The organism is Alphaproteobacteria bacterium (genome assembly GCA_015231795.1).
Classification (GTDB): Bacteria; Pseudomonadota; Alphaproteobacteria; order Rhodospirillales; family WMHbin7; genus WMHbin7.
The window spans coordinates 16,776-41,550 of the sequence record JADGAX010000010.1; the positions used below are offsets into that span (position 1 = coordinate 16,776).

Consider the following 24,775-nt stretch of genomic DNA (forward strand, 5'->3'; position numbering starts at 1 on the left):
CAGGGCGGGGGTGGCGTTGGCCCGGCTCATCAGAATTCGATGCCCGCCTGGGCCGCAACGCCTTGTTTGAACGGGTGCTTGACCAGCGTCATCTCGGTGACCAGATCGGCCATCTCGATCAGTTCGGGGGGTGCTCCGCGCCCCGTGATCACCACATGTTGCATGGGCGGGCGTTCGGCCAGGGCAGCCAGCACCTCCGCTACCGGCAAGGTGGCGTCGCGCAGCAGGATATTCAATTCGTCTAAAATAATCATACCGTAGTTTGAACTGGTTAGGTGCCGTTTGGCAACCGCCCAGGCGCTGGTCGCGGCTAACATATCCTTCTCGCGGTCCTGGGTTTCCCAGGTGAAACCCTCGCCCAGAGCCTGGATTTCAAGCTGGGGGGCGAAGCCCTTCAGGATGCGCCGCTCGGCCGTCTCGCGCTTGCCCTTGACGAATTGAATGATCGACACCCGCATGCCGTGGCCCAACGCCCGGATCGCCATGCCCAAGGCCGCCGTGGTCTTGCCCTTGCCGGGTCCGGTATGAACGATGATCAGGCCTTTTTGCTCGGTCTTCTTTTCCATCATCTTGTCGCGGGCCGCCTTCTTGCGGGCCATACGCTCGTGATGGGAAAGGGGGGCTGCGTCGGGTTCGGTCATGCGAGGCTCCTGAGGCGGGGGAGCAGTTTACAGCCAAGCTCCTGACCTGTCGCCCCCAAGCGCCCTTTCTTTCGGTCGAAACCGGACTTATGCTGCCCGCATGGGTGGTTGCGCATGCAGGGGAGATGATGGGCAGGGATCAGGTTAGGGAAATTGCAAGGGTCTGTTACAGCGCTTCAGATGAAATTGTTGGAATCATTGAATTTCTTGAAGCCGGAAATACAGTTGAGGTTTCCGAGGCCCTAATGGGGGGATCCGCTCATGTAGCCAAAGTTATTCGAAAAGCAATGATGTCACGTCTCGTCATGTCTCTTATGCGGATGCACGACAAAGATGGCAGAGATCGTGAGGGATTGAGAAAGGCTTTTGATCTATTGGGCAACGAAGGGACATTCCAAGCTTTGGCAGTAATTGGGGATAAAGCGCGCCTACAAAAAGCTATTGAAAGGTGGAACTTACTTTCAACAGACCCGAGGGTCGAGGCAATCCGTAATACAAGGGATTTTGAAATAGCCCACCACATCCCCTTAAAAAAAAGCAGCCCCCGTCCTCGAATGATGGATTTATTTTGTATCGCAGAGCAGACGTTGACGATGGTTGAAGATTTGGCGGCAGGAGTTGGCATCAATAGTGTCTCGTTCGAGACGTGTAGGGGAGTTTGGGCGTCCAAAGTTGAGGATTACTGGAGCAGTTTGATAAGGTCGCAACCCAGCTTCACGCCACCTTCGAAGGATGCACCCGCTTCTTGATGTCCGCCCCCTTGTCGCGCTCGACGACGGCGATGTCGTACTGGGCCTGTAAATCCAGCCAGAAATGCGGGGCTTGGCTGAAATAGCGGCCCAGGCGCACGGCGGTGTCGGCGCTGATTGAGCGCCGAGCGTTCAAGATGTCAGTGATACGCCCCGACGGCACACCCAAGGCCAGCGCCAGCCGATTGGCCGATAGGTCGCGGGCGGTCAGTTCGCGTTTCAAAAGACGTCCGGGATGAGCGATCGGCGGCATGGTCGTTATCCTTTGTGATAGTCGACGATTTCAACTTCATGGGCATCACCGTCCTTGAATTCGAAGCAGATGCGCCACGGTCCATTGACGGTCATCGCCCATTGGCTTTTGCGATCCCCCTTCAACTTATGAAGACCAACGCTTGCCAACGGGCTTAAGTCCTTCAGCGACTTGGCTACATTCAGGGCCAACAACAAATCGATGGCGGCTTCCTGGTCCAGGCCACGGAATTTGGATGAATGGCCTTCATCCCACAATTTGCGGCTGGGCTGGTTGCGCCATGATCGTATCATGGCAATAACATACTACGCCAAACGGTGAAGCGCAACTAGCCCCGATCCAACATCTCCCCTACATCATTGGCGAAGGGGTGCCACAGTTCGCGGTCGATGGCTTCTTGGAAGCGGGCCTGCATTTCCGAAAGCGCCGCCGGATTATGTTCGGCGATGAAATCGCGCACGGCGTCATCTCGGATATAGGCGTCGAACAGCGCGTCGAAATGATGGTCGCTCACACACCGCGCGGTGGCGGCGAAGGCGAACAGGTAGTCGACCGTCGCCGCCATTTCGAAAGCACCCTTATAGCCGTGGCGCATGACGCCCTTGATCCATTTTGGATTGACCGCGCGACCGCGCACCACGCGGGCGAGTTCCTCTTGCAGCGTGCGGATGCGGGGCGTTTCCGGGCGCGAATGGTCGGGATGATAGATGGCGGGCTGGACGCCGCTTAGGTTGCGCACCGTCGCCGCCAAGCCGCCTTCGAATTGGTAGTAATCGTCCGAATCCAACAGATCATGTTCGCGATTGTCTTGGTTCTGGATCACGGCCTCGACCTTGGAAAGCCGGTTTTCGAACAAGTCGCGGGCGGCCTCGCCCTCGGCCCCGCCGCCATAGGCATAGCCGCCCCAGGCCAGATAGGCGTTGGCCAGATCGCCATCGCCCTGCCAGCCTTTCTCGTCGATCAGGGCTTGCAGGCCTGCCCCATAGGCCCCTGGCTTCGATCCGAAGACGCGGCTGGCGGCCCGGCGCATCGAGCTTTCCTGATCCCATCCATTGCCCTGCAATATCGCGGCTTCGGATTTCGTGCTCGCCGCCAGCGGGTTCATCGTTTCGGGTTCGTCAAGAGCCGCCACGGCGCGCACCGCGCTGTCGACCAGATCGATCAGGCCGGGGAAAGCGTCGCGAAAGAAACCCGAGACGCGCAAGGTAACGTCGATGCGTGGCCGGTCCAAAACCGACAGCGGCAGAATCTCGAACCCCGAAACGCGGCCCGATCCGGCATCCCAACAAGGCCGCACCCCCATCAGCGCCAGGGCCTGGGCCACATCGTCGCCGCCGGTGCGCATGCAACTGGTTCCCCAGGCCGACAGCGCCATCGCCTTGGGCCAGTCGCCATGATCTTGCAGATGGCGCTCGATCAGCAGGCTTGCCGATTTCCAGCCCAGATGCCATGCGGCGGGTGTGGGCAAGGAGCGCGTATCGACCGAGTGGAAATTGCGCCCGGTGGGCAAAACGTCGGGCCGCCCGCGCGTAGGAGCGCCCGATGGGCCGGGGGGTACGAAGCCCCCCCGCAGGCCATGCAGCAGGTTCTTGATCTCTTGGCGTCCGCAGACGTCCAGCGCCGGTCCCAGCGCCGTTTCGATTTCGCAAAGAACAGTCTGCGTATGTGTCCAGGCGGCATCGCAAACAAGTTCGCCGCCAATCAACTGGCGGGCCAAAGCCTCCAACCGCTCTACCGCATCGCCCGCCGTGCGCCAAGCCTGGGGCAGAAGATCGGCCAGAATGGCGGGTTTGGGGCCGGTCCAATCATCGGCGAAGGCGCAGTCCAACGGGTCGAAGCCCAGACCCAGATCGTCCGACAGGGTGCGCAGGATCGACGCCTTGCCCAGCCTGGGGGTGCGCGCCAGCGAGACCAGAAGATCGGTGCGCTGATCGCCCTGGGGCGACTGGCCGAAAATGTGCAGCCCATCGCGGATTTGCAGTTCCTTGATGTCGCACAGATGGGCATCCAGTTTTTTCAGCGCCACATCGGTGGGATCGTCTGTTTTGATTCCGCAATCATCGTCCAGCCCCAGCCGTCTGGCGTGCGAAAGGATATCGGTCGCCAGCACGGGCAGGCGACGGGGATCAAGGCCCGCCGCTTCGGCATATTCATCGACCAGTTGCTCAAGCTCTTGCAGCGTGCCGTAGCTTTCGGCGCGGGTCAGCGGCGGGGTCAGGTGATCGATGATCACGGCATGGCTGCGGCGCTTGGCCTGCGTGCCCTCGCCGGGATCGTTGACGATGAAGGGATAGAAATGCGCAACCGGCCCCAAGATGGCCTGCGGAAAACAGGCGGGCGAGAGGGCCAGCGCCTTGCCGGGCAGCCATTCCAGATTGCCGTGCTTGCCCAGATGGATCACCGCATGGGCCTTGAAATTGTCGCGCAGCCAGGCATAGAAGGCCAGATAGCCATGCGGCGGAGCAAGATCGGGCGAATGATAGCTGCTGGCAGGGTCGATATTGTATCCCCTGGCCGGTTGCACGCCGATGGCGACATGGCCCAGCCAATGGATGCTTAGGACGAAACCGCCGCAACTTAGCTCGCTCGGCTTGAAAAACGGATCGGCTTCGGGCGACCCCCATCTGGAAAGAACGGCGTCCTGCACGGCTTGGGGCAGTGTATGGAAGAAGGACAGATAATCGGGCAGGGGCAAGATTTCTCCGCCCTGTCTTGGCTTGTTCAAATCGTTGGTGGGACCGGCCAGCAGAAGCCGCATCAAGGATTGCGGGTCTTGCGGGGCGTCGCCAACGTCATAACCGGCGCCCCGCATCGCCTTTAGCACTTCGCAGGCCGAGGCGGGCGTATCCAGCCCCACGCCATTGCCAAGCCGTCCGTCGCGGTTGGGGTAGTTGGCCAGCACGATGGCGATGCGCTGATCGGCGGGCAAGGTCTTCCTTAAGCGCACCCAGCCTTGGGCCAGATCGGCGGCGTGCGAAATGCCATCTGCATGCGGCACATGGCGCACCATGTCGCATTGGGTGGCGGCATCGCGGGGCGACATGTCCTTGAAGGAAATGGCGCCTGCCAGAATGCGCCCGTCGATTTCGGGCAGGGCGACGCTCATGGCGATGTCGCGGGCGGGCAGACCCCTCGTTCCATTCCGCCAGTCGGCATGGCTGGACGAGGCCAGGACGGTTTGCAAGATGGGAACGTCGCAAGCCGCCAGGGGGTCGCTTCCCGCCTCGCCCAAGGCGAAACCGGTGGCGTTCAAGATGACGGCGGGCGGATATTGGTTCAGGAGCGATTCGATCAAACCGGCGGCCAGCGAGTCTTTCAGGCTGGTGGCGAAGATCGGCAGGGGATCAAAACCTCGTCGTTGCAGGGCGCTGACCAGGGCGGCGATGGGCGCCGTATCGCCGCTTTGCGACAGCGCCCGATAGAACAAGATGGCCGCCTTGGGCGCGTCCGGCGTCCAATGGCTTGCCAACGCATCGGGCGTCGTTTCGCCGAGTCCTGGCCACCAGCAGCCCGCGGGCGACAAGGGCTTCGGTTCCAGCCAGTCGGTTTGGCGGCCCATCAGCGATGCGGCGTAAAGCAGGCATTGGCGCGCATTGGCTTGGCCGCCCTGGGCCAGATAATCGTGCAGCCGGGACAAGACGTCGGGCGGCAAGGTTGAAAAGGCCGCCAGTTCCTCATCGGGCTTGGCGTCGCCCGCCAGCAGGGCCAGTTTGATGTTGTGCCGTTTAGCCAGGGCCGACAATTGTTCGACCCCATAGGGCCAATAGGCATGTCCGCCCAGCAGGCGCGCCACGATCAGCTTGGCGTGTTTAAGAACGTTCTCGGCATATAGATCGACCGACATTGGATGAGCTAGGCGCGAGATGTTGGCCAGCCGCAGGTCGGGCACATCGACGCCCAGGCCTGCCTTGGCCTCGGCCAGCAGGGCCAGTTCGGCATCGGCCATCGACAGCGCCACCAGCGGGGCTGGCGTCTGTTCCAGATCGACGGCCTGACTGCCGTCGTCGATCAGCCCGGCCTCGGCGGCGAGAAGATGCATCGATCAATCCAACAGGGCTGCCGTGATGGCGGCGTTATCCAGCCCCTTCTGACCGATCACCACCAGACGGCTGGCGCGCTGCTCGGTCTCGTTCCAGGGGCGGTCGAAATAGCGTTCGATGCGCATGCCAACGCCCTGCAGGGCCAAGCGCATCGGCTTGCCCGGCACGTCCAGAAAACCCTTCACGCGCAAGATGTCGTGCGTTGCGATGACCGATTTCAGTTTCGCTTCCCAATCGTCCAAATTGGCGATGGCGCCCAGTTCAAGGATGAAACTTTCGAAATCCTCGTGATCATGTTCGCCCATGGCGTCGTGCAGCGAAGGCCGGGCCTCCAGATCGTCTTCGGCCGCCGCCGACAGGCCCAACAAGATTTCAGGGGCGATATTGCCCTGATGGGTGGCGACCAGCTTGACGCCTTGGCGCAGGCGCGCCTTCAAGTCGCTGGTCAGGGCGGCAAGCGTTTGTGCGTCCATCAAGTCGGTCTTGTTCAGCAATACAAGGTCCGAACAGGCCAACTGGTCGGAGAACACTTCGTCGAGCGGGTTTTCGTGATCGGGCCTGGCCATTTCCTCGGGCGAGGAGGCGAAGCGGCCAGCCGCCACGGCGGGGCCATCGACCACCGTCACCACGCCGTCCACCGTGGCTTTCGTTTTGATGCCGGGCCAGCCGAAGGCCTTGACCAGCGGTTTGGGCAACGCCAGTCCTGATGTTTCGACCAGGATATGTTCGGGCGGCTGGGCACACTCGATTAGCTTGGTCATGGCGGGCAGGAAATCGTCGGCCACCGTGCAGCACAGGCACCCATTGGCCAGTTCCACGATATCGTCTTCTTGGCAGGCGGCGTCGTTGCAGGCCAGCAGCAATTCGCGATCCACGCCGACGTCGCCGAATTCGTTGACCACCAGGGCGATGCGCCGTCCTTGGGCGTTGCTCATCAGATGGCGGACCAGGGTGGTCTTGCCAGCCCCCAGAAAGCCGGTGATCACGGTAACGGGAATTTTTCTCATAGGCTTCCTTTCAAGACCATCGGCAGACCGGCGGCGATGAAGACCACGCGGTCGGCGATGGTGGCCACTTTCTGATTGACGATGCCCGCCTGATCGCGAAAAGCGCGGGCCAGGGCGTTGTCGGGCACGATGCCCAACCCCACCTCGTTCGACACCAAAACCGCATCTTGCGAGTGCGCCTGCAGAGCAACGGCGACTTCCTCAACCTCAAGGCTTGCGTCGCGCCCGGCCAGCAACAGATTGCTGGTCCATAAGGTCAGGCAATCGACCAAGGCGGGCTGGTCATGCGAGCCAAGCGCACCCGCCAGATCGAGGGGCGCTTCCAGCGTCGTCCAGCCAGCGCCCCGCCTGTTTTTGTGCAACTCGATGCGGGCCTGCATTTCCGCGTCCAAAATGTCAGCGGTGGCGATATAAAGACCGCCCTTGGGAAACAGCGATTCCGCGAAGGCGCTTTTTCCGGAACGCGCGCCGCCCAGCACCAGGGTGATCATGGGAACAACCGTTCATTGACGCAGCCGATCCGCCAGCCGTGCGCCGTTCTGTCCAGACGGGTGAGGGAAAGATTCTCGATTTCGAAGGCCTGCGCCTTCAATGGATCGAGCGACAGGGCATGGGCCAGGGCGGCGCGGATGGTGCCGCCATGCAGCACCGCCACGATGTCGCCGTTTCCGATTTCGTCGCTCAAACGTTCAAGCGCCAGCGCCGTGCGTTCGATCTGCTGGACGAAGGATTCGCCGCCGGGCGGCGCGTTGCGAGCGAAGTCGGACCAGAAGGCGCGCCCCTCGGGGCCAGCGATCTCGTCCCAGCTTTTGCCCTGCCAGACGCCGAAATTCTGCTCGGCCAGTTCGGCTTCGATATGCGTGGGCGCATAGCCCAGCGCCTTTGCCGTCTGGCTGGTGCGTTTCAGATGCGACGCCACCACGGCCTTGGGCTTGGCGGGAAGGAGCGGTCTGGGCGAAACGGACGTCACGTCGGCATCGACGTCGTTCCAGCCGTTGATATGGCCCTTGGCGCCGGGAACCGGCGCGTGGCGGACAATCCACCAGCAGCAGGCGGCCTTCATGACAGCCCCGCGAACAATACGGCGATCTCGACGACCTGGATCACGGCCCCCAACACGTCGCCGGTATAGCCGCCGATCTGGCGCTTGGCCCACAGCAGCATCAATCCGCCTGCCAGGGCCGCATAGGCCACGGCCGCCAGGGCGGAACCGCCCAGGGCGATGAAGGCCACAAGGAGGCCGGTGCTTAGAACCCAAAGGCCGACCGCGCCATCGGGCGTGCCTGACGTCGCCCCCAACCCTTCGGGCTTGGCCGGGGTCGATGCCGACATGATCAAGGGCGACGAGGCCCTGGAGATCGCCCCGGCGGCGATCAGCATCCAGCAACCCTGAGAGGCGGGCACGGCGGCCAGCAGGCTTGCTCGCAGGCCGACCGAGAATATCAGGGCCAAACCACCGAAGGCGCCCAGGCGGCTGTCCTTCATGATTGCCAGCTTTTTGTCTTTGTCGCCCATGGCGCCAAAACCGTCGGCGCAATCGGCCAGCCCGTCTTCGTGCAAGCCGCCGGTCAGCAGGATCATCGCCAGCACCGCGCACAATCCGGCGGCAATGGGCGGCAATTCCATTTGCTCGGCCAGCAGCAGCGCCAAGCCCCCGATCAAGCCGATGAAGGCCCCCGCCAGGGGAAAGGCGCGCATGGCCTGGGCCAGCGGAACCATTTCCTCATCTTGCGCCGCGCGCAGCGGCAGCCGGGTCAGGAACAAAAGCGCCAGACGAATGTCGCGTAAAAAGTCGTTCAAGATAAACCTGATCTAGGTCATGGACAGGACGGGCAAGGTTATAGGAGAGTCTGCCCCCCGCCAACCGTTCATCAAGAAGGGTCTTTCATGTCCGTCCGCCTCCCCGCCTCTATGGCAGATGTTCTTGAAATGTTGGGCGAATTGCCGGGGCCGGGGCTTGGGGCGTTGGCCAAAGCCAATGAGAGGGAACCACAACTGACCAAGCCGCCCGGCGCCTTGGGCAGGCTTGAGGAAATTTCCGCCTGGATGTGCGCTTGGCAAGACAACCATCCGCCCCGTCTGGAACGGCCCCGTTGCGTCGTTTTTGCGGGCAATCACGGCGTTGCCGCCAGGGGCGTCTCGGCCTTTCCGCCCGAGGTCACGGCCCAGATGGTGGCCAATTTTCAGCATGGCGGGGCTGCGATCAATCAATTGTGCTGGGCTTCTGGCGCCGAATTGACGGTAACAGCGCTCGATCTTGAGCGCCCGACAGCGGATTTCACCAAAGAAGCCGCGATGAGCGAGTGCGACTTCATCGACGCATTCTGTAAGGGCATGGCGTCGGTCAAGCCGGGCACCGATTTGCTGGCCATCGGCGAAATGGGCATCGCCAATACTTCGGCGGCGGCGGCGGTGGCGCATGCCTTGTTCGGGGGAGAAGCCCAGAATTGGACGGGACCGGGCACCGGCGTTCAGGGCCAAGCCCTTGATCGTAAGGCCCAGGTGGTCGGCGAGGCGGTGGCCTTCCACAAACCCGGAATTCTCAACCCCATCGACGCCTTGCGCCGCTTGGGCGGGCGCGAACTGGCGGCCATGGCGGGAGCGGTGCTGGCGGCGCGTTTCATGCGCGTGCCGGTGTTGTTGGACGGCTATGTTTGCACGGCGGCGGCGGCACCCTTGCATCTCGTTCATCCAATGGCGCTTGATCACTGCCTGGTGGCGCACGCTTCGGCGGAACCGGCGCACCGAGCGCTTTGCTCGAAACTGGGCAAGACGCCCTTGCTTGATCTGGGTCTGCGCTTGGGCGAAGCGTCGGGGGCGGCGCTGGCCATCGGCATCGTCAAAGGGGCGGTGGCCTGCCATACCGGCATGGCCACCTTCGCCGAGGCGATGGTCAGCGGGAAGGGCTAATCAGAGTAATATTGATTAGTATTTTGAACTATTAGAGGTCGAGCGCTCAATTGAAAGAGCCTGCTTGCGCATCGAATAGGTGGTTCCAGCCCGCCATATGCTGTAGCATCAAGGCAGCAATTCAGGCATGCATCTGGATTTCATTCCTGGGAGAGCGTATTGGGCAGTTTCGTCTGGTCGAGCGATTTGCTTGTCGGGCATGAGAGAATCGACCTGGATCATCGGCAACTGGTTGATTTGTCCAGCGAGGTCGAGGACCTGATCGCCACAGGCGGCGACATTGAAACGCTTCGCCACAAATTGTCGGAGCTTTATACGCGGCTTGCCGCGCATTGTTCCTTTGAAGAGGAATTGATGCGAACGCTGCCGCATGAACCTTTTGGCGCGCGCGTCAACGACCATATCGCCCGTCATGCGGTCATGCTTGATACAGCCAGGGAATTGCTGGAAAAGGCCAACCGCCATCTGGCGGGCCAGCCGTCTCAGATGGAACCCGACAGTAAGCAGGTCATTGCCTTGATGAAAACGCTGATCCAGGAGGATCGCGAACTGGTCGGCATTCTGGCGGGCAGGAAGCGCCAGGCCAACGCAGGTTTGCTTGCCGCAGGGAAGATGGCGCGTCCGGTGACGGTCGGCATGTATCTTACATTCATTCTGGTCTCTGTTCTGCTGCTGTTGCTGGCCATGCTGGGCCTCACTTACTACGAAACCACCGAGCGGGTGGAAGGCGAGACCAGGAATGCCGCCCGCGCCGTTCTGGGCAGCATCGCCAATGATGTGGCGGGAACCTTGAACGACAATCGCGACGCCATGGAGCGTATCGCCAACCGGCCTCTGATCCGCACGCCAACGCAGGAGAAATGCGACGGCATCTTGTGGGAATTCAGGGAAATCTTTCCGCGTTTCGCCAATGCCACGACCATCGAGTTGGACGGCACGGCGCTTTGCTCCGCCGTGCCGCAGCCGGGCGGCAAGCCGGTCAATGTCGGCAAGGCAGAATGGTTCCAGCGCGCCCAGGCGGAAAAAACCTTTGTGGTCGGCAAGCCCTTTCTTGGCCCCATTACCGGGCGCTGGGTTTCGGTGTTGATTCTTCCGGTTTACGACGATCAAGGCGTTCATTTGCGCTATTTGGGTTTCCCGCTCGATCTTGCCGCCCTGGTTCCAAGACTTGGCGACATGCCCTTGCATGAAGACAGCGTGGCGGGCATTGCGACCCAGGATGGAACGATCGTCTGGCGAAGCAAGGACGCAGACAATTGGGTGGGCAAAAGCCTGAAGGACAGAACGGCGTTCTCGAACTTTGTCGAGATGGGGATCGGCGAGACGACGACAAGCGGGGTCGACGATGTCGAGCGCACCTATTTCTTCGAACGGATCGAGGCGAGCGGTTGGGTGGCCTGGATTGGCGTTCCTACCGACACGCCGCGCACGATTTTGTTGAAGGTGCTTCCACCGGTTGCCCTGCTTGGCCTTTTTGGCTTGAGCTTGGTGTCGGTCATTTCGTTTTTGCTGACAAGGCGGATCGTCGGGCCGATGCGTGAACTGGCCGAAACAGCCCGCGCCATTCAGAATGGCAAGTTGGATGCCCGCGCCCGCCTTGACGGCCCGCGCGAGGTGGTCGAAGTGGCGCGTGAAATCAACGCCATGATCGACCTGCGCGAACGCCAAACCGACGAGTTGATGCGGTCCAACGTGGAATTGGAGCGCTTCGCCTATGTCGCTTCGCACGATCTTCAAGAGCCGGTGCGAACCGTCGTGGCCTATTCACAGCTTCTTGAGCGCAAGAACGCAGACCGTCTTGACGACGATGGAAAGGAATATCTTGGCTTCATCGTCGGCGGTGCCAAGCGGATGGGGGAGTTGGTCAGGGACCTGTTGAGCTATTCCAGAATCTCAGGCGCTGGCCGCAAGTTCGCCGCAGTCGATCTTGCCGCCTTGGCCACGGACGCCGTGGAAAGCCTGCGGGAAATGACGGAGCAAAGCGGAGCTTCTGTCGAGGTGGATAGCGCTTGCCTGCCAACGGTGCTGGGCGACGCGATGCAGTTGACGGAATTGCTGCAAAATCTTGTGATCAACGCCATCCGTTTTTGCAAGCCGGGCATTCCTCCCCGGATTCGCATAACCGCCACGGCGAACGAAAGCCACGCCACCATTTGCGTCTCGGACAACGGCATCGGAATCGAAAGACAGTATTGGGACCACATCTTCCTTGTCTTCAAGCGGTTGCATGGCGCTTCTTATCCGGGAACCGGGATCGGTCTGGCCATCTGCAAACGGATCGTCGAAGGGCATGGCGGGCGGATTTGGGTGGCGTCGAAGCCGGGAGAGGGCAGTTCGTTCTTCTTTACCTTGCCCTTGGCCTGAGAAGGTCGGGCTTACTCCCCCACATTCAGCAACAGTCCTTTTTTGCGCGCCACCTGAAAGACAAACAAGAACAGGCTGGCGGCCGCGACGGCGTAAAGCGCGTTCAGGCCCAGGGCGGACAAAAAGTGGCCTTGGTCGAAACGCCCCTCCAGCATCGCGATGCGCAAACCTTCGAAGACATGGGTCGATGGAAGCGCCCAGGACACGGGCTGGAGCCAGACGGGCAGGACGGAGACCGGATAATAGATGCAGGAAATGGGGGCCAGGGCGAAGATCAGCACCCAGGCTAGGCTTTCCGCCCCCAGCCCGAAGCGCAGCACAAGCGAAGAGACGGCCAGCCCCATCACGGCGCCGAAGAAGAGAAGGTTGGCGTAAAAGGCCAGAAGCGGCCAGCCCAGCTTGAAGATGGAGAAGTCGAACATTGGAATAGCCAGCAAGGCGGCGGGCAGAATTCCGACCGTGGTGCGCAGCAGACTCATGATCAGCATGGCGGCCACCAATTCGATGGGGCGCAGCGGGCTTACGAACAACTGCCCCAGATTGCGCGACCACATTTCTTCCAGAAAGGCGAGCGCCACTCCCAGATTGCCGCGAAACAGCACGTCCCACAACAGCACGGCGCCGATGAAAACGCCGCTTGCCTGCGCCACCCAATTTGAATTTCCGGCCAGGAATTGGCTGGTCAGTCCCCAGACCAGCATATTGATGGTGGGCCAATAGGCCATTTCCAAGATGCGCGGCCAAGACCCCCGGAACAGATAGTAATGGCGCAACACCAATGCGCCGATGCGCATGCGGGGGGTCGATCTCATGCACTTGTCTCCGGGCTGCGCATGACGTGCAGGAACACTTCCTCCAGATTGGACCGCCCAAAACGCTCGACCAGATCCTGCGGCGTTCCATGCTCCACCACGCGTCCCTGCTTCATGATCAGGGCCGAATCGGCCAGCCGTTCAACCTCGGCCATGTTGTGCGAAGCGATCAACAGGGCGGCGCCGCTTTTCGCCCGCCAGTCTTCCAGCCTTGTGCGCACCCAATCGGCGGTGTCGGGATCGAGCGAGGCCGTCGGTTCGTCCAAAAGCAGCAGTTCGGGATCGTTGAGCAGCGCCTTGGCCAGCGCCACGCGCGTCCGCTGTCCCGACGACAAGCGGCCCGTCGGCTTGTCCAGATGTTCGGCGACGCCGAAATCTTCGGCCAACTGCTCGACCCGCTGGCGGGGATGATGAAGACCGAACAGCATGGCGTAGACGGACAGATTCTCGCGCACGGTCAGTCGATGGGGAAGGTCCACATAGGGCGAGGAGAAATTGATGCGGTCCAGCACCCGGAAACGATGGGCCACCATATCCTCGCCCAGCACGCTGATTGTGCCCTCGTCGGGCACCAGCAGGCCCAGAAGCATGGACAGGGTGGTCGTTTTGCCAGCGCCGTTGCCGCCCAACAGGGCCACGCAGCCACCCCTGGGCACCGTGAAGGAAATATGGTCAACGGCATGGGTGGGGCCGAAACTTTTTGCCAAATTCTCGACGTGAACCGCAGAAGAGGAAGCCGACACTTAGCGCCGCCCCAGCCGTTTGGCTCGCAACCCCTGCTGGGTGATGTCGTACAGGCGCTGATCGACATAGCGGCCCTGGAAAAGGGTCAGGCCAAGCGACTGGCCGATCTGGATGGCCTCGACGGTGTCGCAGCGGCACATGATGATGCGCCCCGGACTGCGCTCGATAACCAACTGGGACAGCTTCTCGCGCTCGGCCTCGTTGGCGACGATCTCGGGCAGGTCGGGCGACCAGACCAGCTTGATCAGGTCGGCCCCCAGCTTGGCGCGGTCGATGAAGCGCATGGCCTGATGCGTCAGTCCGTCGATGCAGATGCGATAGCCGCGTTCATGCACGAAGTCACGGGCGAACATGAAGGCGGAAAGATCGTAGAAAATGTCGGTCTTTTGCAACTCGATGACGATGGTGCCGCGCGACGCCGAGCGCACATTGTCGTCGAATTTCAAGAACTCCTGCGACATGAGCGTGGAAACGTTCAGATTGACCGAGAAATCCTGGGTCAAGGAGCGGTCGTCGTTCTTGGACAGAAGCGACAGAACGCGCCGATCCAGCGTTTCGGTCAGATGCTGAAACAGCCATGGGCTTGAGGTGAAGTTGGCGTTGGGTATCAAGGTTTGGCGCAAGTCGGCGATCGAAACGAACAATTCGGTCGAGACGTGCTGGGGAGCCGCCTTGCCCACGATGGCGCAGACCGACTGGCGGCGCACCAGATTGGACAGGTCGGCCTGGCTGAGCGCGTCCTCGATCTTGCCCAGAAGTTCGGGCGTCAGCGGAGTGCCGCCTTGACGCGCCTGGGGGGCGGCGAATTGCTGATTGGCGGATTCGGCGACCTTGCGCTTCTTTTCCTCCTCCTCGGCCATGATTTGGGCTTCGGTCAGGAGTTGTTCATAGTCGCGCGCGATCTCGTACTTGGCGCAGAATTGTTCGCGGACGCCGGGAATGTCGTCGAGCAGCAGCGAATCGTCGGCGAACATGAAGCGCAGGCGGGCGATTACCGCCTGAACGTCGTCGTCGGCCTCCGTCTTGAAAACGAAGATCAGGTCACCATTGGCCAGCGAGAACAACTGGCCGTCGCCGCGTTTCACCATGACTTCGAAACTGGAAGCGGCGGCGCGGATATGCTGCGTGCGCCGGTTCTGGGCTTCCAGCTTGGACAGATAGATGCGGACGGCGCGCCGACCCTTCTTGAAGTTCTCAAGCCGGAACAGATAATCGACCAGCAGGCTTTCCTGGCTGGCCTGGGCGCGCTTGGCGGAATCGAGAATGGGCAGCGCCATCGCCTATTTCCTCATCGTGCGAATGTCGGGCTGATGATCGACCATCAGCGGGTTCGGACATTCCGACCGGATGCGTCCCGAAACGACGCCCCGGCGCTGCGTGCACTGGGCCAGCGTGCAGCCGCCGCTTTTCTCGCATTTTTCCATCGTGACGGCGGCCATCATGGAATCGAGGAAACGTCCCTGGAACATGGTGATGTTTTGCCCCAAGCCCCAGAGAATGGATTTTTCATTGTCGCAACGCGCCAGCACGACGCGCCCCAGCCCCATCGCTTCCAGCCAATTTCGGCTGCTTTTCGCTGAAAGGTTCTCGATCAGGGCCGGCAGTTCCGGGGTCCAAACCATTTTGATCAGGTCGGCGCCGAACAGGGCGGGATCGATCACGCCCAGGCTCAAATGCGACAGGCTGTCGATCAGAATGCGGTGGTTTTTGGCATGCAGCATGTCGCGCGCCCTGAAATAGGCCGCGAAATCATTGAAAACATCGACAGGCATCACTTCGACGACGATGCCGATGCGCCCCTGGCACCAATCCAGGAAAGCGGCGAAGGCGGGTGTCGACAGGCTGGTCAGGTTGAGGTTGAGGCTGAGCGTCTTGGGCACGCAGGCCTGGGGCAGGCGCTTGACGGAATCCATGACGCGAAGATCGAGCATCTGGCATAGATGGTCGAACAGCCAGCGGCTGCCTGCAAAGCGAGTGTCGGTGGTCACGGCACGCTCAAGATCGTTCATGGAAACGAAGAATTCCTGAAACGCCAGGGTGCCGCGTCCCTTTTCGGTGAAGCCGATCACCGATTGGCGGCGCAGGAAAGGGCTGATGTCGATCGTCGAGACCGCCTTCAAGGCGGCGGAGAGCGTACGGGGCGTCAGGAAGTCGCCGCTGGGCGGCTTGACGCGCGTCTTGTTCTCTTCGGCCCAAACCACCATCTGGCGGCAAAGCTCGAAGAAATCTGGATAGCCATAGGTCAGCTCATACCATTGGTAGAATTTGCTTTCACCGCCATATTCGTAAAAGGTCAGGGGATCGTTCTTGAACAACGATTTCAGCTTGTCGATGACCTCTTCGATGTCGGCTTGGCGCATATCCTTGCCCAGGACGACGATGTCTTGATTTGAAAGCACGAAAATCTGCGAGCGAAAGCTGCTGACCAAGTTGTCGAACATGCGCAGCGCGATGCGCATCTTGGGTTCGCTGCGGTTGGCGGGCAGCAGGCGCGACAGATAGACCTGTACGGCCAACCAGTCAGCCGGGTCGCGTCCCAGCCGCTCCACGGTATCGTAGAGCAGTTTTTCCTGGGTGACGTATTCCCTGCCTGCTTTTGCGGCTTCCAGCGCCATCGCGATCTAAGGTCTCCCTAACCTATCAATCCTGTCCAACAAGCGATAAGATATGGTTAAATATGGTGACGTTCTCCATTCGTTAACACATAACACCCGCATCTTCCAGGAACCAGAGGCGATGCCTCACAGCAAGCGATACGCACCCAGCCCCGGGACCCGTCTTTACGCGGTCGGGGACATCCATGGGCGGCCCGATCTGTTGGAAAAGGTGCTGGCCCGCATCGCCAAGGACGCCAAAAAGAGCCGGGCGGCCAGGACCAAGGTCGTCACCTTGGGCGATTATGTCGATCGCGGGCCGGATTCCCGGGGGGTCGTGCAGCGCCTGATGAAGCCTCCACCCGAGGGAATTGACGAGTTGATCAGCCTGAAGGGCAATCACGAAGACATGCTGCTGCGCTTTCTGGACCACCCCCTGCATGGCGGTTTTGAATGGATTTTGCTCAATGGCGGCGCTCCGACCCTGGCAAGCTGGGGGGTTGACCTGCCCGCCATTTTGGATTCCAGGGAAATCAAAGGGTTGCACAAGGACTTTCTTGAGCGCCTGACGCCAGAAGAGCGCATGTTCATCGCCAATATGCCGCTCAAGCATGTGGATGGCACGATTTTGTGCGTTCATGCGGGCATCAGGCCGGGAATCGCCCTGTCGCATCAGGTTCCCGACGATCTGTTATGGATCAGGGACGCCTTCCTGGACAGCACGGCGGCGCATGGCAAGCTGGTGGTTCACGGGCATACGGTCACCTTCGAGCCGGAGCTTTGCCAGAACCGGGCGGGGATCGATACCGGGGCTTGGCGCACCGGCACCTTGACGGCCCTGGGGCTGGAAGGCGATAAACGCTGGATTCTTCACACCTGACATGGATGGATGCATGTATCCCGGCAAGCGAATTCTGGTTACCGGCGGCGCCGGATTCTTGGGGTCGCATCTGTGCGAGCGTTTGGCCAATGACGGGGCCGAAGTTCTGTGCGTCGACAACTACTTCACCGGTCGGCGCCAGAACGTGGCCCATCTGTTCGCTAACCCGCGTTTCGAGCTGATGCGCCACGACGTGACCTTTCCGCTCTATGTCGAGGTGGACGAGATTTACAATCTGGCCTGTCCGGCCTCGCCCATCCATTACCAGTACGATCCGGTGCAGACCACCAAGACCAGCGTGCATGGCGCCATCAACATGCTGGGGTTGGCCAAGCGCACCAGGGCCAAGATTTTCCAGGCCTCGACCAGCGAGGTTTACGGCGATCCCGACATCCACCCGCAGCCGGAAAGCTATCGCGGCAACGTCAATCCCATCGGTCCCCGCGCTTGCTACGACGAGGGCAAGCGCTGCGCCGAAACGCTGTTCTTCGATTACAAGCGCCAGCACAATTTGCGCATCCGGGTGGCGCGCATCTTCAACACCTATGGACCGCGCATGCATCCCAATGACGGGCGCGTGGTTTCGAATTTCATCGTCCAGGCGCTGTCCAACCAGCCGATCACCATCTATGGCAACGGCCAACAGACGCGCAGCTTTTGCTATGTCGACGATCTGATCGAAGGCTTCGTGCGCCTGATGGCCGCCCCCGACGAGGTGACGGGTCCGGTCAATCTGGGCAATCCCGGCGAATTCACCATGCTGGAATTGGCCGAGAAGGTCATCGCGCTGACCAAGTCGTCCTCGAAGCTGGAATTCAAGGACCTGCCGGTCGATGACCCCTTGCAGCGCTGCCCCGACATCACCTTGGCCAAAGGCAAGCTGGGCTGGGAACCCAAGGTGGCGCTGGAAGAAGGATTGGGCCGCACCATCGCCTATTTCAAGGGGATATTGTAGGGGGGCTTGTTAACCAAACGCCCCATGCACCGCCCTGGCCCAGCCGCGCAAATTTGGCTCGCCCATCCAGCGGGCGACGGGCACGGAAAAGCCGGTTTTTCCCCGGTGCAGAATTTCGGGCGGCAGCGCACGTTTGGGCGTGGCCGCCATATCGGCTTTGCTGGTCCTGAAGGGCAACAGATTCTCAAATAGCGCGGCGTCGACCAAGGGTGTGCGGATTTCCAGCCCATGCGCCATGCCTGCCCAGTCGGTGTCGCGCAGCAACTGGTTCTTCATGTAATTGCCGATTTCCAGGGCCGCCATGCGGTCACGGTCGCGGGTCAGTCCTGAAATTCTCCGCTCCAGTTGCGCCAGCGCCGCTAGGCTTTCCAGCCCCTGGCGTGCCATGTCTTCGCCCAACAAGCCGGGCAATTCCCAGGGCATGAACAGGCCGCGTTTCAGCAGATAGGCTCCGGCCAAGGTGCCGCCATATTCCAGCAACCCCGCCGCCTTTGGCGAGGTGACGGCGCCAATCCAGGGAGCCAGGGCCTTCCTGAAGCTGCGGCCAAAGCCGGGCCAGTTGGCGGCCCAGGACAGGCGGCTGGCGATGGCCGGAACCTGCGCAAACGTGTTATAGCCCGCGAACATTTCGTCGCCGCCCACGCCCGACAGCGCCACCTTCAATCCCAGATCATGCGCCGCCTTGGCGACCAGCCAGCTATTGACGCCGTCGATGCTGGGCTGGTCCATGTCTTCAAGAATTTGGCACCGCCAGTCATGGAATTCGTCCGGCGTAACATGGCGGATGCTGTGGCGCACGCCCAAATGGCGGGCCAGCACTTGCGCCAGCGGCGCTTCATCGGCGGGCGTGCCCGCCAACTCAGCGAATCCCAGCGTGATGGCGTCGATCTGCGAGGCCTCGCCCCTCTCGCAGGCGAGCGCGGCCACGGTCGCGGAATCGCGGCCAGCGGATAAGAACAATCCCACCGGCACGTCGGCCACCAGATGGCGCGCAACCGATTCCGACAGCGCTTCTTGCAGGCCGACGCCCGTGGATTTTCCATCCGCCATCAAGGTGGCGGGATCGAACCAGCGCGATTCTTGGGCGCGGCCGCCTGCCTCGATCCACAGACTTGAGCCAGCGGGCAGGGCGCGGACGTCGCGATACAGCGTATAGGGTTCGGGTACATGGCCCCACAGGAAGAAACCGGCATGGCCCGCCGGTTCGGGTGTTGTATCGATCCAGGGCAAGGTCAGCAGCGCCTTGACCGACGAGGCGAAGGCGATGCGCGTTTGGGCGCGGGCGATATAAAGGGGCTTGATGCCAAAAGCGTCGCGGGCCAGGAACAGGCCTTGCCTGGCTTCGTCCCACAGCGCAAAGGCGAACATGCCCTTTAAGCGCGTAAGCATGCCCATCCCTTCCTGGGCGTACAGATGCAGCAAAACTTCGGTATCGCTGTTCGATTTGAAGGCGCAGCCCTTGGCCTCCAGTTCCGCCCTCAAGTCGCGGTAGTTGTAGATTTCACCGTTGAAGCTGACGGCCAGCCTGCCATCCGCCGAATGCATCGGCTGGGCGCCGGTGGGATTCAAATCGATGATGGCTAGGCGGCGATGCGCCAGCCCGATCTTTCCCGTCGGATGAATCCATTGCCCGTGGCCGTCGGGGCCGCGCTTCTCCATGGCGTCGCGCAAACGGGTCAACTCGCCCGCATCCACCGGGGGAGCGTTTGAATCGATGCCGAAAATGCCAGCGATGCCACACATGGAGGGGCTTATATCATGCGAGGCGCGCTCTCGTCCCGATCCAAGCGCCGCCCACGATCAGAACCAGCGCCCCCAGAATCGACAGCGAAGGCTCGGCCAAGCCGAAGGCGATCAGCATGCCCACGGTGATGGGCGGCGTGAAATAGCCCAACGTGCCCAGGGTTTGGATATTGCCGTGCTTGCAGCCCCAGTCCCACAGAAAGAAGGCGATGCCGACCGGACCCAGCCCCAAGGCGATCACGGCCAGCCATTGAAGGCCTTGCGGCCAGATGGTGGCTTCAAAGGCCAGATGGCAGGCCAGGGCCAAGAGCGCGGTGGCGGCGCAAAAGGCCCCCACTGCGTCGGTGGGCACGGCTTTCAGACGGCGCGACAGCACCGAATAGGCGGCCCAGACAACGGCGCAGCCCAGCGCCGCCAGATGGCCGGGCAGGTGAGCGGGATCGAAGCCCGACAGGCTGCCTTTGGTCACGGCCAGCGCCGCCCCCAGGAAACCCAGTCCCGCCCCCAGAACATGGCGGGGACGCAGGCGCTCATTGGGCAGGAAAGCGGAAAAAAGAACGATCAGCAGCGGCCAGAGATAATTGACCAAGCTGGCCTCGACCGGCGGGGCCAGTTTCAGGGCCAGGAAATACAGGGCGTGATAGCCGAACAAGCCGCCGATGCCGACCAGCCAGGCCAGCCAGGGCTGGCGGAAATGGGCAAGCGGATTGTCGCCCCGGATAAGCCAGACCGCTACCGACGTCAGGCCAGCGATGCCGAAGGTCAGCGCCGTCAGTTGAAAGGGCGGCACCGGTCCGCTGGCCGCCGTCAAAACGGCCAGCGTGCCCCAAAGCAAAATGGCGATGGCGCCGGTAAGGGTGGGGGACAACAAACGCCTTGCGGCCCTAGTACATATGCTGGCCGCCGTTGATGGACAGGGTCGAACCGGTGATGAAATCGGCGTCGTCGGCGACCAGGAACACGACGCCCCTGGCGATGTCGTCGGCGCGTCCCAGGCGTCCGGTGGGAATCTTGGCGATGATCTTTTCCAGAACGTGGTGCGGCACCGAGCGCACCATGTCGGTATCGACATAGCCGGGCGCGATGGCGTTGACGGTGATGCCCTTGGCCGCCCCTTCCTGGGCCAGCGCCTTGGTGAAGCCGTGGATGCCCGACTTGGCGGCGGCGTAGTTGACTTGGCCGTACTGTCCGGCCTGGCCGTTGATCGAGCCGATATTGACGATGCGCCCGAAGCCGCGGTCGCGCATCGAATCGATGACCAAGCGGCACAGGTTGAAACAGCTGGTCAGGTTGGTGTGAATCACGTCTTCCCAGCTGTCATAATCCATCTTGTGCAGCGTGCCGTCCTTGGTGATGCCGGCATTGTTGACCAGAATCTCGATCGGGCCGATTTCATGCACGATCTTGTCGATGCCCGCCTTGCATTCGCCATAGTCGGCTACGTTGAAGCGGTAATGCGGAATGCCGGTTTCCTCGGTGAACTTTTGCGCGGCTTCGGAATTGCCGTGGAAATTGGCCACTACGCGATAGCCCTTTTCCTTCAGCATTTCGGCGATGGCGCGGCCGATGCCGCGCGTGCCCCCGGTAACCAATGCGATGCGTCCAGTCATGATGCGTCTCTCCTTTACTTACATTTTAATTATCGTTGAATGCGTTTTGGTATGTCAGCCACGTTCGATGCAAAGTGCTATGCCCATGCCGCCGCCGATGCACAAGGTGGCCAAGCCCTTCTTGGCGTCGCGCTTGGCCAGTTCGTGGATCAAAGTCACCAGCACGCGGCAGCCCGAAGCGCCGATGGGATGGCCGATGGCGATGGCGCCGCCATTGACATTGACCTTGGCCGTATCCCAGCCCATGCCCTGATTGACGGCGATGGCTTGCGCGGCAAAGGCTTCGTTGGCCTCGATAAGGTCGAGATCCTGGTGATTCCAGCCTGCCTTCTTCAGCGCCTTTTGCGAAGCGGGGATGGGGCCGGTGCCCATGACCTTGGGGTCGACGCCCGCCGTGGCCCAACTGGCGATGCGGGCCAAGGGCTTGATGCCGCGTTTGGCGGCTTCGGCGGCGGTCATCAGCACGCAGACGGCTGCGCCGTCATTGATGCCCGAAGCGTTGCCGGCCGTTACCGTGCCGTCCTTCGCAAAAGCGGGCTTCAGCTTCTGGAGGCCCTCAAGCGTAGCGCCCATGCGCACGAACTCGTCGGTGTCGAACAGCTTTTCTTCCTTCTTGACCATGATCTTCACCGGCACGATTTCATCCTTGAAACGTCCCGACTTGATGGCTGCCTCGGCCTTGTTCTGGCTGGCCAGCGCGAATTCGTCTTGCATCAGGCGGCTGATCTGGAATTCCTTGGCCACGTTCTCGGCGGTGATGCCCATGTGGTAGTTGTTGAAGACGTCGGTCAGGCCGTCGACGATCATGGTGTCGACGAAGTTCATCGGCCCCATCTTAATGCCGCCGCGCAAATAACCGGCATGCTGCGAATTGCTCATGCTTTCCTGGCCGCCCGCCACCACGATGGCGGAATCGCCCGCCAGCAGCGACTGCATGCCCAGCGCCACGGCCCGAAGGCCCGAGCCGCAGACTTGATTGATCGTCATGGCCGACGATTCTTGCGGCAGTCCGGCATTCAAGGCCGCTTGGCGCGCCGGGTTCATGCCGTTGCCCGCAGTCAGGATCTGGCCCATCAGCACCTCATCGACATCGGCCGCAGCGACGTTGGCCCTGGCCAGCGCTTCGCGGATCGCGATTTCCCCAAGGCCAGCCGCCTGATAACCGGACAAAGAACCCGAGAAAGCGCCGACGGGGGTCCGGCAGGCGCTGGCAATCACGATATCGGTCATGGAACTGTCTCCAAATGGAAATGGGCGGATGAGTCTTAGTTTGGCGGTTGAGCGGGCCGCGTCAACCGCAATTTGCTAGAAACCGCTTGCCCGGCAAGCCGGTGGATGCTTCATTCAACCTTCGACATATAGCACATCTTGACGAGGTCGGTATGAAAAGCCAGTGGTCGGACAAATCTGCCAAAGAAGCGATCAAGCGTTACGGCGCCCAGGGTTTGGGCGAGGATTTGGCGCTGCGCGTCTACACGACAAGGCTTTTAGGCCAGGAACCCAGGCTGGTCTTGCATGGCGGCGGCAACACATCGGTCAAGACCCGCATGGCTCCCAGGGGCGGCGAATCCGTCGATGTGCTGTGCGTCAAGGGATCGGGTTGGGACATGGGCGACATCGAACCGGCGGGCCTGCCCGCCGTCCGCCTGCAGCCGCTTCAGAAATTGTCGGCCCTGAAAGAACTGTCCGACGAGGACATGGTCAATTTCCAACGCATCAATCTATTGGACGCATCCTCGCCCAATCCGTCGGTGGAAACGCTGCTGCACGCCTTTCTGCCCCACAAGTTCATCGACCACAGCCACGCCAACGCCATTTTGTCGCTGACCGATCAGCCCAATGGCGAGGACCATGCGAAAGCCGTGTTCGGCCAACGTCTGGCGCTGGTGCCCTACATCATGCCGGGCTTCGCGCTGGCCAAAAAGGCGAGGCAGGCGTTTCTGGCCAATCCCAAGGTGCAAGGCTTGCTCTTGTTGAAACATGGGCTGTTCACCTTCGGCGACACGGCTAGGCAAGCCTATGAGCGTCATATCCGTTTCGTCTCGATGGCCGAGCGCTATCTGGCGAGCGCCCGCAAGAAGAAAGCGCGGGTTTTCATGCCAGCCCGCCAACCCAAGAAGATCGCCGCCTTGGCCGAAGTCGCCCCCATCTTGCGCGGCCGCATGGCGCTTGATCTGGGCAACGGCGCCTACAAGCGCCAAGTGATGGATTTCCGCGCCAGCCCCGAGATTCTGGCCTATGTGAACGGGCGCGACGTGGCGCGCATTTCGTCGGTCGGAACGGTGACGCCCGATCACGTCATTCGCATCAAGGGTTGGCCTTTGGTGGTTCCCGCCCCGGAAACGGGCAAGCTGAACGACTTCGCCGCAGGGGTCGATCAGGCGTTGGCGCGCTATGTCGCCAGCTACCGGGCCTATTTCGAGAAACACAACGCCAAGGCCCAGCCAAAGAAGAAAATGCTGGACCCGATGCCGCGCGTGATTCTTGTGCCGGGCTTAGGCCTGTTCGGCCTGGGAGCCAGCAGGAAAGACGCCAAGATTGCCGCCGATCTGGCCGAGACCACCGTGTCGGTGGTAACCGACGCCACCGCCCTGGGCCGATTCGAAAGCATCCCCAAGGCCAAGCTGTTCGACATGGAATATTGGTCGCTGGAACAGGCCAAGCTGGGCAAAGGGGCCGAGAAATCTCTGGCCCGCCAAGTGGTGGCGGTGACGGGCGGCGGCTCGGGCATCGGGGCGGCGGTGGCCAGGGCTTTCGCCCGCGAGGGAGCCGAAGTGGTGGTGCTGGATCTGAACTTGCAGGCCGCTCAGGACATCGCGCGTGAGGTCAAGGGATTGGCCCTGGCCTGCGACGTTACCAACCCCGATTCGGTCAAGCTGGCCTTCGACCGCATCGCCGAAATCCATGGCGGCCTGGATATTCTGGTTTCGAATGCGGGTGCCGCTTGGCAGGGGCGGATCGGAACGGTGGACGAAGCGGTGCTGCGTCGCAGTTTCGATTTGAATTTCTGGGGGCATCAGCGCGTTTCGCAAGCCGCCGTCGCCCTGTTTCGCGCCCAGGGCACGGGCGGGTGCTTGCTATTTAACACTTCGAAACAAGCTGTGAATCCCGGCAAGGATTTCGGCCCCTATGGTCTGCCCAAGGCCGCCACCCTGTTCTTGATGAAGCAATATGCGCTGGATCATGGTCGCGAGGGGATTCGCGCCAATGCCGTCAATGCCGACCGCATCCGCTCGGGCCTGCTGACCGACGCCATGATCGCGTCGCGCGCCAAGGCCAGGGGCGTTTCGGTGGCTGACTACATGGCAGGAAATCTGTTGGGCCGCGAGGTTGACGGCCAGGATGTGGCGCAAGCCTTTGTCGATCTGGCCAAGGCGGGCAAAACCACGGCCTGCGTGGTCACGGTGGATGGCGGCAATATCGAGGCTTCCATGCGATGACTTTCGACAAGTTATAGTACGAAATAATACGAA

At 61.4% G+C, this 24,775-nt stretch carries 22 protein-coding genes; 6 read left to right on the top strand and 16 right to left on the bottom strand.

Features of this window, described 5'->3' with window-relative positions:
* Positions 1-29 precede the first annotated feature (29 nt).
* Positions 30-641: a cob(I)yrinic acid a,c-diamide adenosyltransferase gene (cobO, locus tag HQL44_15890; protein MBF0270065.1), complete on the bottom strand. Its 612-nt coding sequence runs from the start codon at positions 639-641 to the stop codon at positions 30-32.
* A gap of 89 nt (positions 642-730) precedes the next feature.
* Here cobO and HQL44_15895 point away from each other — a divergent pair, with 89 nt between their 5' ends.
* The gene (locus HQL44_15895; GenBank protein MBF0270066.1) at positions 731-1,390 is read left to right on the top strand and encodes a hypothetical protein; all 660 of its coding nucleotides are present in this window, start codon (positions 731-733) and stop codon (positions 1,388-1,390) included.
* Here the strand turns inward: HQL44_15895 and HQL44_15900 are convergent.
* From HQL44_15900 to cobS, 7 genes are read right to left on the bottom strand one after another with little or no spacing between them, the layout of a single operon-like run.
* Positions 1,356-1,643, bottom strand: coding sequence for a HigA family addiction module antidote protein (locus tag HQL44_15900; protein ID MBF0270067.1), 288 nt, complete (start codon positions 1,641-1,643; stop codon positions 1,356-1,358). The two genes, HQL44_15895 and HQL44_15900, sit on opposite strands and share 35 nt — an antisense overlap.
* 5 nt (positions 1,644-1,648) lie before the next feature.
* Entirely contained in the window at positions 1,649-1,936 is a 288-nt protein-coding gene (locus HQL44_15905) for a type II toxin-antitoxin system RelE/ParE family toxin (GenBank protein MBF0270068.1), read from the bottom strand.
* A gap of 35 nt (positions 1,937-1,971) precedes the next feature.
* A complete protein-coding gene (gene cobN / locus HQL44_15910) occupies positions 1,972-5,682 on the bottom strand; it encodes a cobaltochelatase subunit CobN (GenBank protein ID MBF0270069.1) in 3,711 nt (1,236 codons plus the stop codon).
* Between the two features lie 3 nt (positions 5,683-5,685).
* Complete coding sequence (gene cobW / locus HQL44_15915) at positions 5,686-6,690, bottom strand: cobalamin biosynthesis protein CobW (protein ID MBF0270070.1); 1,005 nt, start codon at positions 6,688-6,690, stop codon at positions 5,686-5,688.
* A complete protein-coding gene (cobU, locus tag HQL44_15920) occupies positions 6,687-7,181 on the bottom strand; it encodes a bifunctional adenosylcobinamide kinase/adenosylcobinamide-phosphate guanylyltransferase (protein MBF0270071.1) in 495 nt (164 codons plus the stop codon). Before cobU ends, cobW begins: the two co-directional genes overlap by 4 nt.
* On the bottom strand, positions 7,178-7,753 hold the full coding sequence (locus tag HQL44_15925; protein MBF0270072.1) for a histidine phosphatase family protein: 576 nt from the start codon (positions 7,751-7,753) through the stop codon (positions 7,178-7,180). Before HQL44_15925 ends, cobU begins: the two co-directional genes overlap by 4 nt.
* On the bottom strand, positions 7,750-8,502 hold the full coding sequence (gene cobS / locus HQL44_15930; protein MBF0270073.1) for an adenosylcobinamide-GDP ribazoletransferase: 753 nt from the start codon (positions 8,500-8,502) through the stop codon (positions 7,750-7,752). The genes HQL44_15925 and cobS overlap by 4 nt, the downstream gene beginning before the upstream one ends.
* Before the next feature lie 75 nt (positions 8,503-8,577).
* Here cobS and cobT point away from each other — a divergent pair, with 75 nt between their 5' ends.
* Together cobT and HQL44_15940 are read left to right on the top strand one after the other, a co-directional pair.
* A complete protein-coding gene (cobT, locus tag HQL44_15935) occupies positions 8,578-9,600 on the top strand; it encodes a nicotinate-nucleotide--dimethylbenzimidazole phosphoribosyltransferase (GenBank protein ID MBF0270074.1) in 1,023 nt (340 codons plus the stop codon).
* 159 nt (positions 9,601-9,759) lie between these two features.
* Entirely contained in the window at positions 9,760-11,964 is a 2,205-nt protein-coding gene (locus tag HQL44_15940) for a HAMP domain-containing protein (GenBank protein ID MBF0270075.1), read from the top strand.
* An 11-nt stretch (positions 11,965-11,975) separates the two neighbouring features.
* Here HQL44_15940 and HQL44_15945 read toward each other — a convergent pair whose 3' ends face one another.
* From HQL44_15945 to HQL44_15960, 4 genes are read right to left on the bottom strand one after another with little or no spacing between them, the layout of a single operon-like run.
* Positions 11,976-12,776: an ABC transporter permease gene (locus HQL44_15945; protein MBF0270076.1), complete on the bottom strand. Its 801-nt coding sequence runs from the start codon at positions 12,774-12,776 to the stop codon at positions 11,976-11,978.
* Positions 12,773-13,519, bottom strand: coding sequence for an ABC transporter ATP-binding protein (locus HQL44_15950; protein MBF0270077.1), 747 nt, complete (start codon positions 13,517-13,519; stop codon positions 12,773-12,775). The genes HQL44_15945 and HQL44_15950 overlap by 4 nt, the downstream gene beginning before the upstream one ends.
* Positions 13,520-14,797: a hypothetical protein gene (locus HQL44_15955; GenBank protein MBF0270078.1), complete on the bottom strand. Its 1,278-nt coding sequence runs from the start codon at positions 14,795-14,797 to the stop codon at positions 13,520-13,522.
* A 3-nt stretch (positions 14,798-14,800) separates the two neighbouring features.
* Positions 14,801-16,135: a hypothetical protein gene (locus tag HQL44_15960; GenBank protein MBF0270079.1), complete on the bottom strand. Its 1,335-nt coding sequence runs from the start codon at positions 16,133-16,135 to the stop codon at positions 14,801-14,803.
* 121 nt (positions 16,136-16,256) lie between these two features.
* On the opposite strand from HQL44_15960, the gene HQL44_15965 reads away from it, so the two are divergent.
* Positions 16,257-16,994, top strand: a complete 738-nt coding sequence (locus HQL44_15965; protein MBF0270080.1) for a serine/threonine protein phosphatase — start codon at positions 16,257-16,259, stop codon at positions 16,992-16,994.
* Between the two features lie 13 nt (positions 16,995-17,007).
* Positions 17,008-17,949, top strand: coding sequence for an SDR family oxidoreductase (locus HQL44_15970; protein MBF0270081.1), 942 nt, complete (start codon positions 17,008-17,010; stop codon positions 17,947-17,949).
* Positions 17,950-17,958: 9 nt separating this feature from the next.
* Here the strand turns inward: HQL44_15970 and asnB are convergent, their stop codons facing one another.
* Genes asnB through HQL44_15990 form a run of 4 tightly spaced genes read right to left on the bottom strand, consistent with a single transcriptional unit; the run spans position 17,959 to position 22,532 of the window.
* Positions 17,959-19,692: an asparagine synthase (glutamine-hydrolyzing) gene (gene asnB / locus HQL44_15975; GenBank protein ID MBF0270082.1), complete on the bottom strand. Its 1,734-nt coding sequence runs from the start codon at positions 19,690-19,692 to the stop codon at positions 17,959-17,961.
* A 13-nt stretch (positions 19,693-19,705) separates the two neighbouring features.
* Complete coding sequence (locus tag HQL44_15980) at positions 19,706-20,563, bottom strand: DMT family transporter (GenBank protein ID MBF0270083.1); 858 nt, start codon at positions 20,561-20,563, stop codon at positions 19,706-19,708.
* Positions 20,564-20,576: 13 nt separating this feature from the next.
* Positions 20,577-21,302: an acetoacetyl-CoA reductase gene (gene phbB, locus HQL44_15985; GenBank protein MBF0270084.1), complete on the bottom strand. Its 726-nt coding sequence runs from the start codon at positions 21,300-21,302 to the stop codon at positions 20,577-20,579.
* A gap of 54 nt (positions 21,303-21,356) precedes the next feature.
* Positions 21,357-22,532 (bottom strand): acetyl-CoA C-acetyltransferase, encoded by a 1,176-nt coding sequence (locus HQL44_15990; GenBank protein ID MBF0270085.1) that lies wholly within the window; start codon positions 22,530-22,532, stop codon positions 21,357-21,359.
* A 152-nt stretch (positions 22,533-22,684) separates the two neighbouring features.
* On the opposite strand from HQL44_15990, the gene HQL44_15995 reads away from it, so the two are divergent.
* Positions 22,685-24,742 carry a bifunctional aldolase/short-chain dehydrogenase gene (locus tag HQL44_15995; protein MBF0270086.1) on the top strand — a complete coding sequence of 686 codons (2,058 nt, stop codon included), beginning with the start codon at positions 22,685-22,687 and terminating at the stop codon, positions 24,740-24,742.
* Positions 24,743-24,775 lie beyond the last annotated feature (33 nt).

Coding starts and splice junctions, on each gene's coding strand:
- cobO (MBF0270065.1), bottom strand. CDS start 641: ATGACCGAACCCGACGCAGCCCCCCTTTCCCATCACGAGCGTATGGCC.
- HQL44_15895 (MBF0270066.1), top strand. CDS start 731: ATGCTGCCCGCATGGGTGGTTGCGCATGCAGGGGAGATGATGGGCAGG.
- HQL44_15900 (MBF0270067.1), bottom strand. CDS start 1,643: ATGCCGCCGATCGCTCATCCCGGACGTCTTTTGAAACGCGAACTGACC.
- HQL44_15905 (MBF0270068.1), bottom strand. CDS start 1,936: ATGATACGATCATGGCGCAACCAGCCCAGCCGCAAATTGTGGGATGAA.
- cobN (MBF0270069.1), bottom strand. CDS start 5,682: ATGCATCTTCTCGCCGCCGAGGCCGGGCTGATCGACGACGGCAGTCAG.
- cobW (MBF0270070.1), bottom strand. CDS start 6,690: ATGAGAAAAATTCCCGTTACCGTGATCACCGGCTTTCTGGGGGCTGGC.
- cobU (MBF0270071.1), bottom strand. CDS start 7,181: ATGATCACCCTGGTGCTGGGCGGCGCGCGTTCCGGAAAAAGCGCCTTC.
- HQL44_15925 (MBF0270072.1), bottom strand. CDS start 7,753: ATGAAGGCCGCCTGCTGCTGGTGGATTGTCCGCCACGCGCCGGTTCCC.
- cobT (MBF0270074.1), top strand. CDS start 8,578: ATGTCCGTCCGCCTCCCCGCCTCTATGGCAGATGTTCTTGAAATGTTG.
- HQL44_15945 (MBF0270076.1), bottom strand. CDS start 12,776: ATGAGATCGACCCCCCGCATGCGCATCGGCGCATTGGTGTTGCGCCAT.
- HQL44_15955 (MBF0270078.1), bottom strand. CDS start 14,797: ATGGCGCTGCCCATTCTCGATTCCGCCAAGCGCGCCCAGGCCAGCCAG.
- HQL44_15960 (MBF0270079.1), bottom strand. CDS start 16,135: ATGGCGCTGGAAGCCGCAAAAGCAGGCAGGGAATACGTCACCCAGGAA.
- HQL44_15965 (MBF0270080.1), top strand. CDS start 16,257: ATGCCTCACAGCAAGCGATACGCACCCAGCCCCGGGACCCGTCTTTAC.
- HQL44_15970 (MBF0270081.1), top strand. CDS start 17,008: ATGTATCCCGGCAAGCGAATTCTGGTTACCGGCGGCGCCGGATTCTTG.
- asnB (MBF0270082.1), bottom strand. CDS start 19,692: ATGTGTGGCATCGCTGGCATTTTCGGCATCGATTCAAACGCTCCCCCG.
- phbB (MBF0270084.1), bottom strand. CDS start 21,302: ATGACTGGACGCATCGCATTGGTTACCGGGGGCACGCGCGGCATCGGC.
- HQL44_15990 (MBF0270085.1), bottom strand. CDS start 22,532: ATGACCGATATCGTGATTGCCAGCGCCTGCCGGACCCCCGTCGGCGCT.
- HQL44_15995 (MBF0270086.1), top strand. CDS start 22,685: ATGAAAAGCCAGTGGTCGGACAAATCTGCCAAAGAAGCGATCAAGCGT.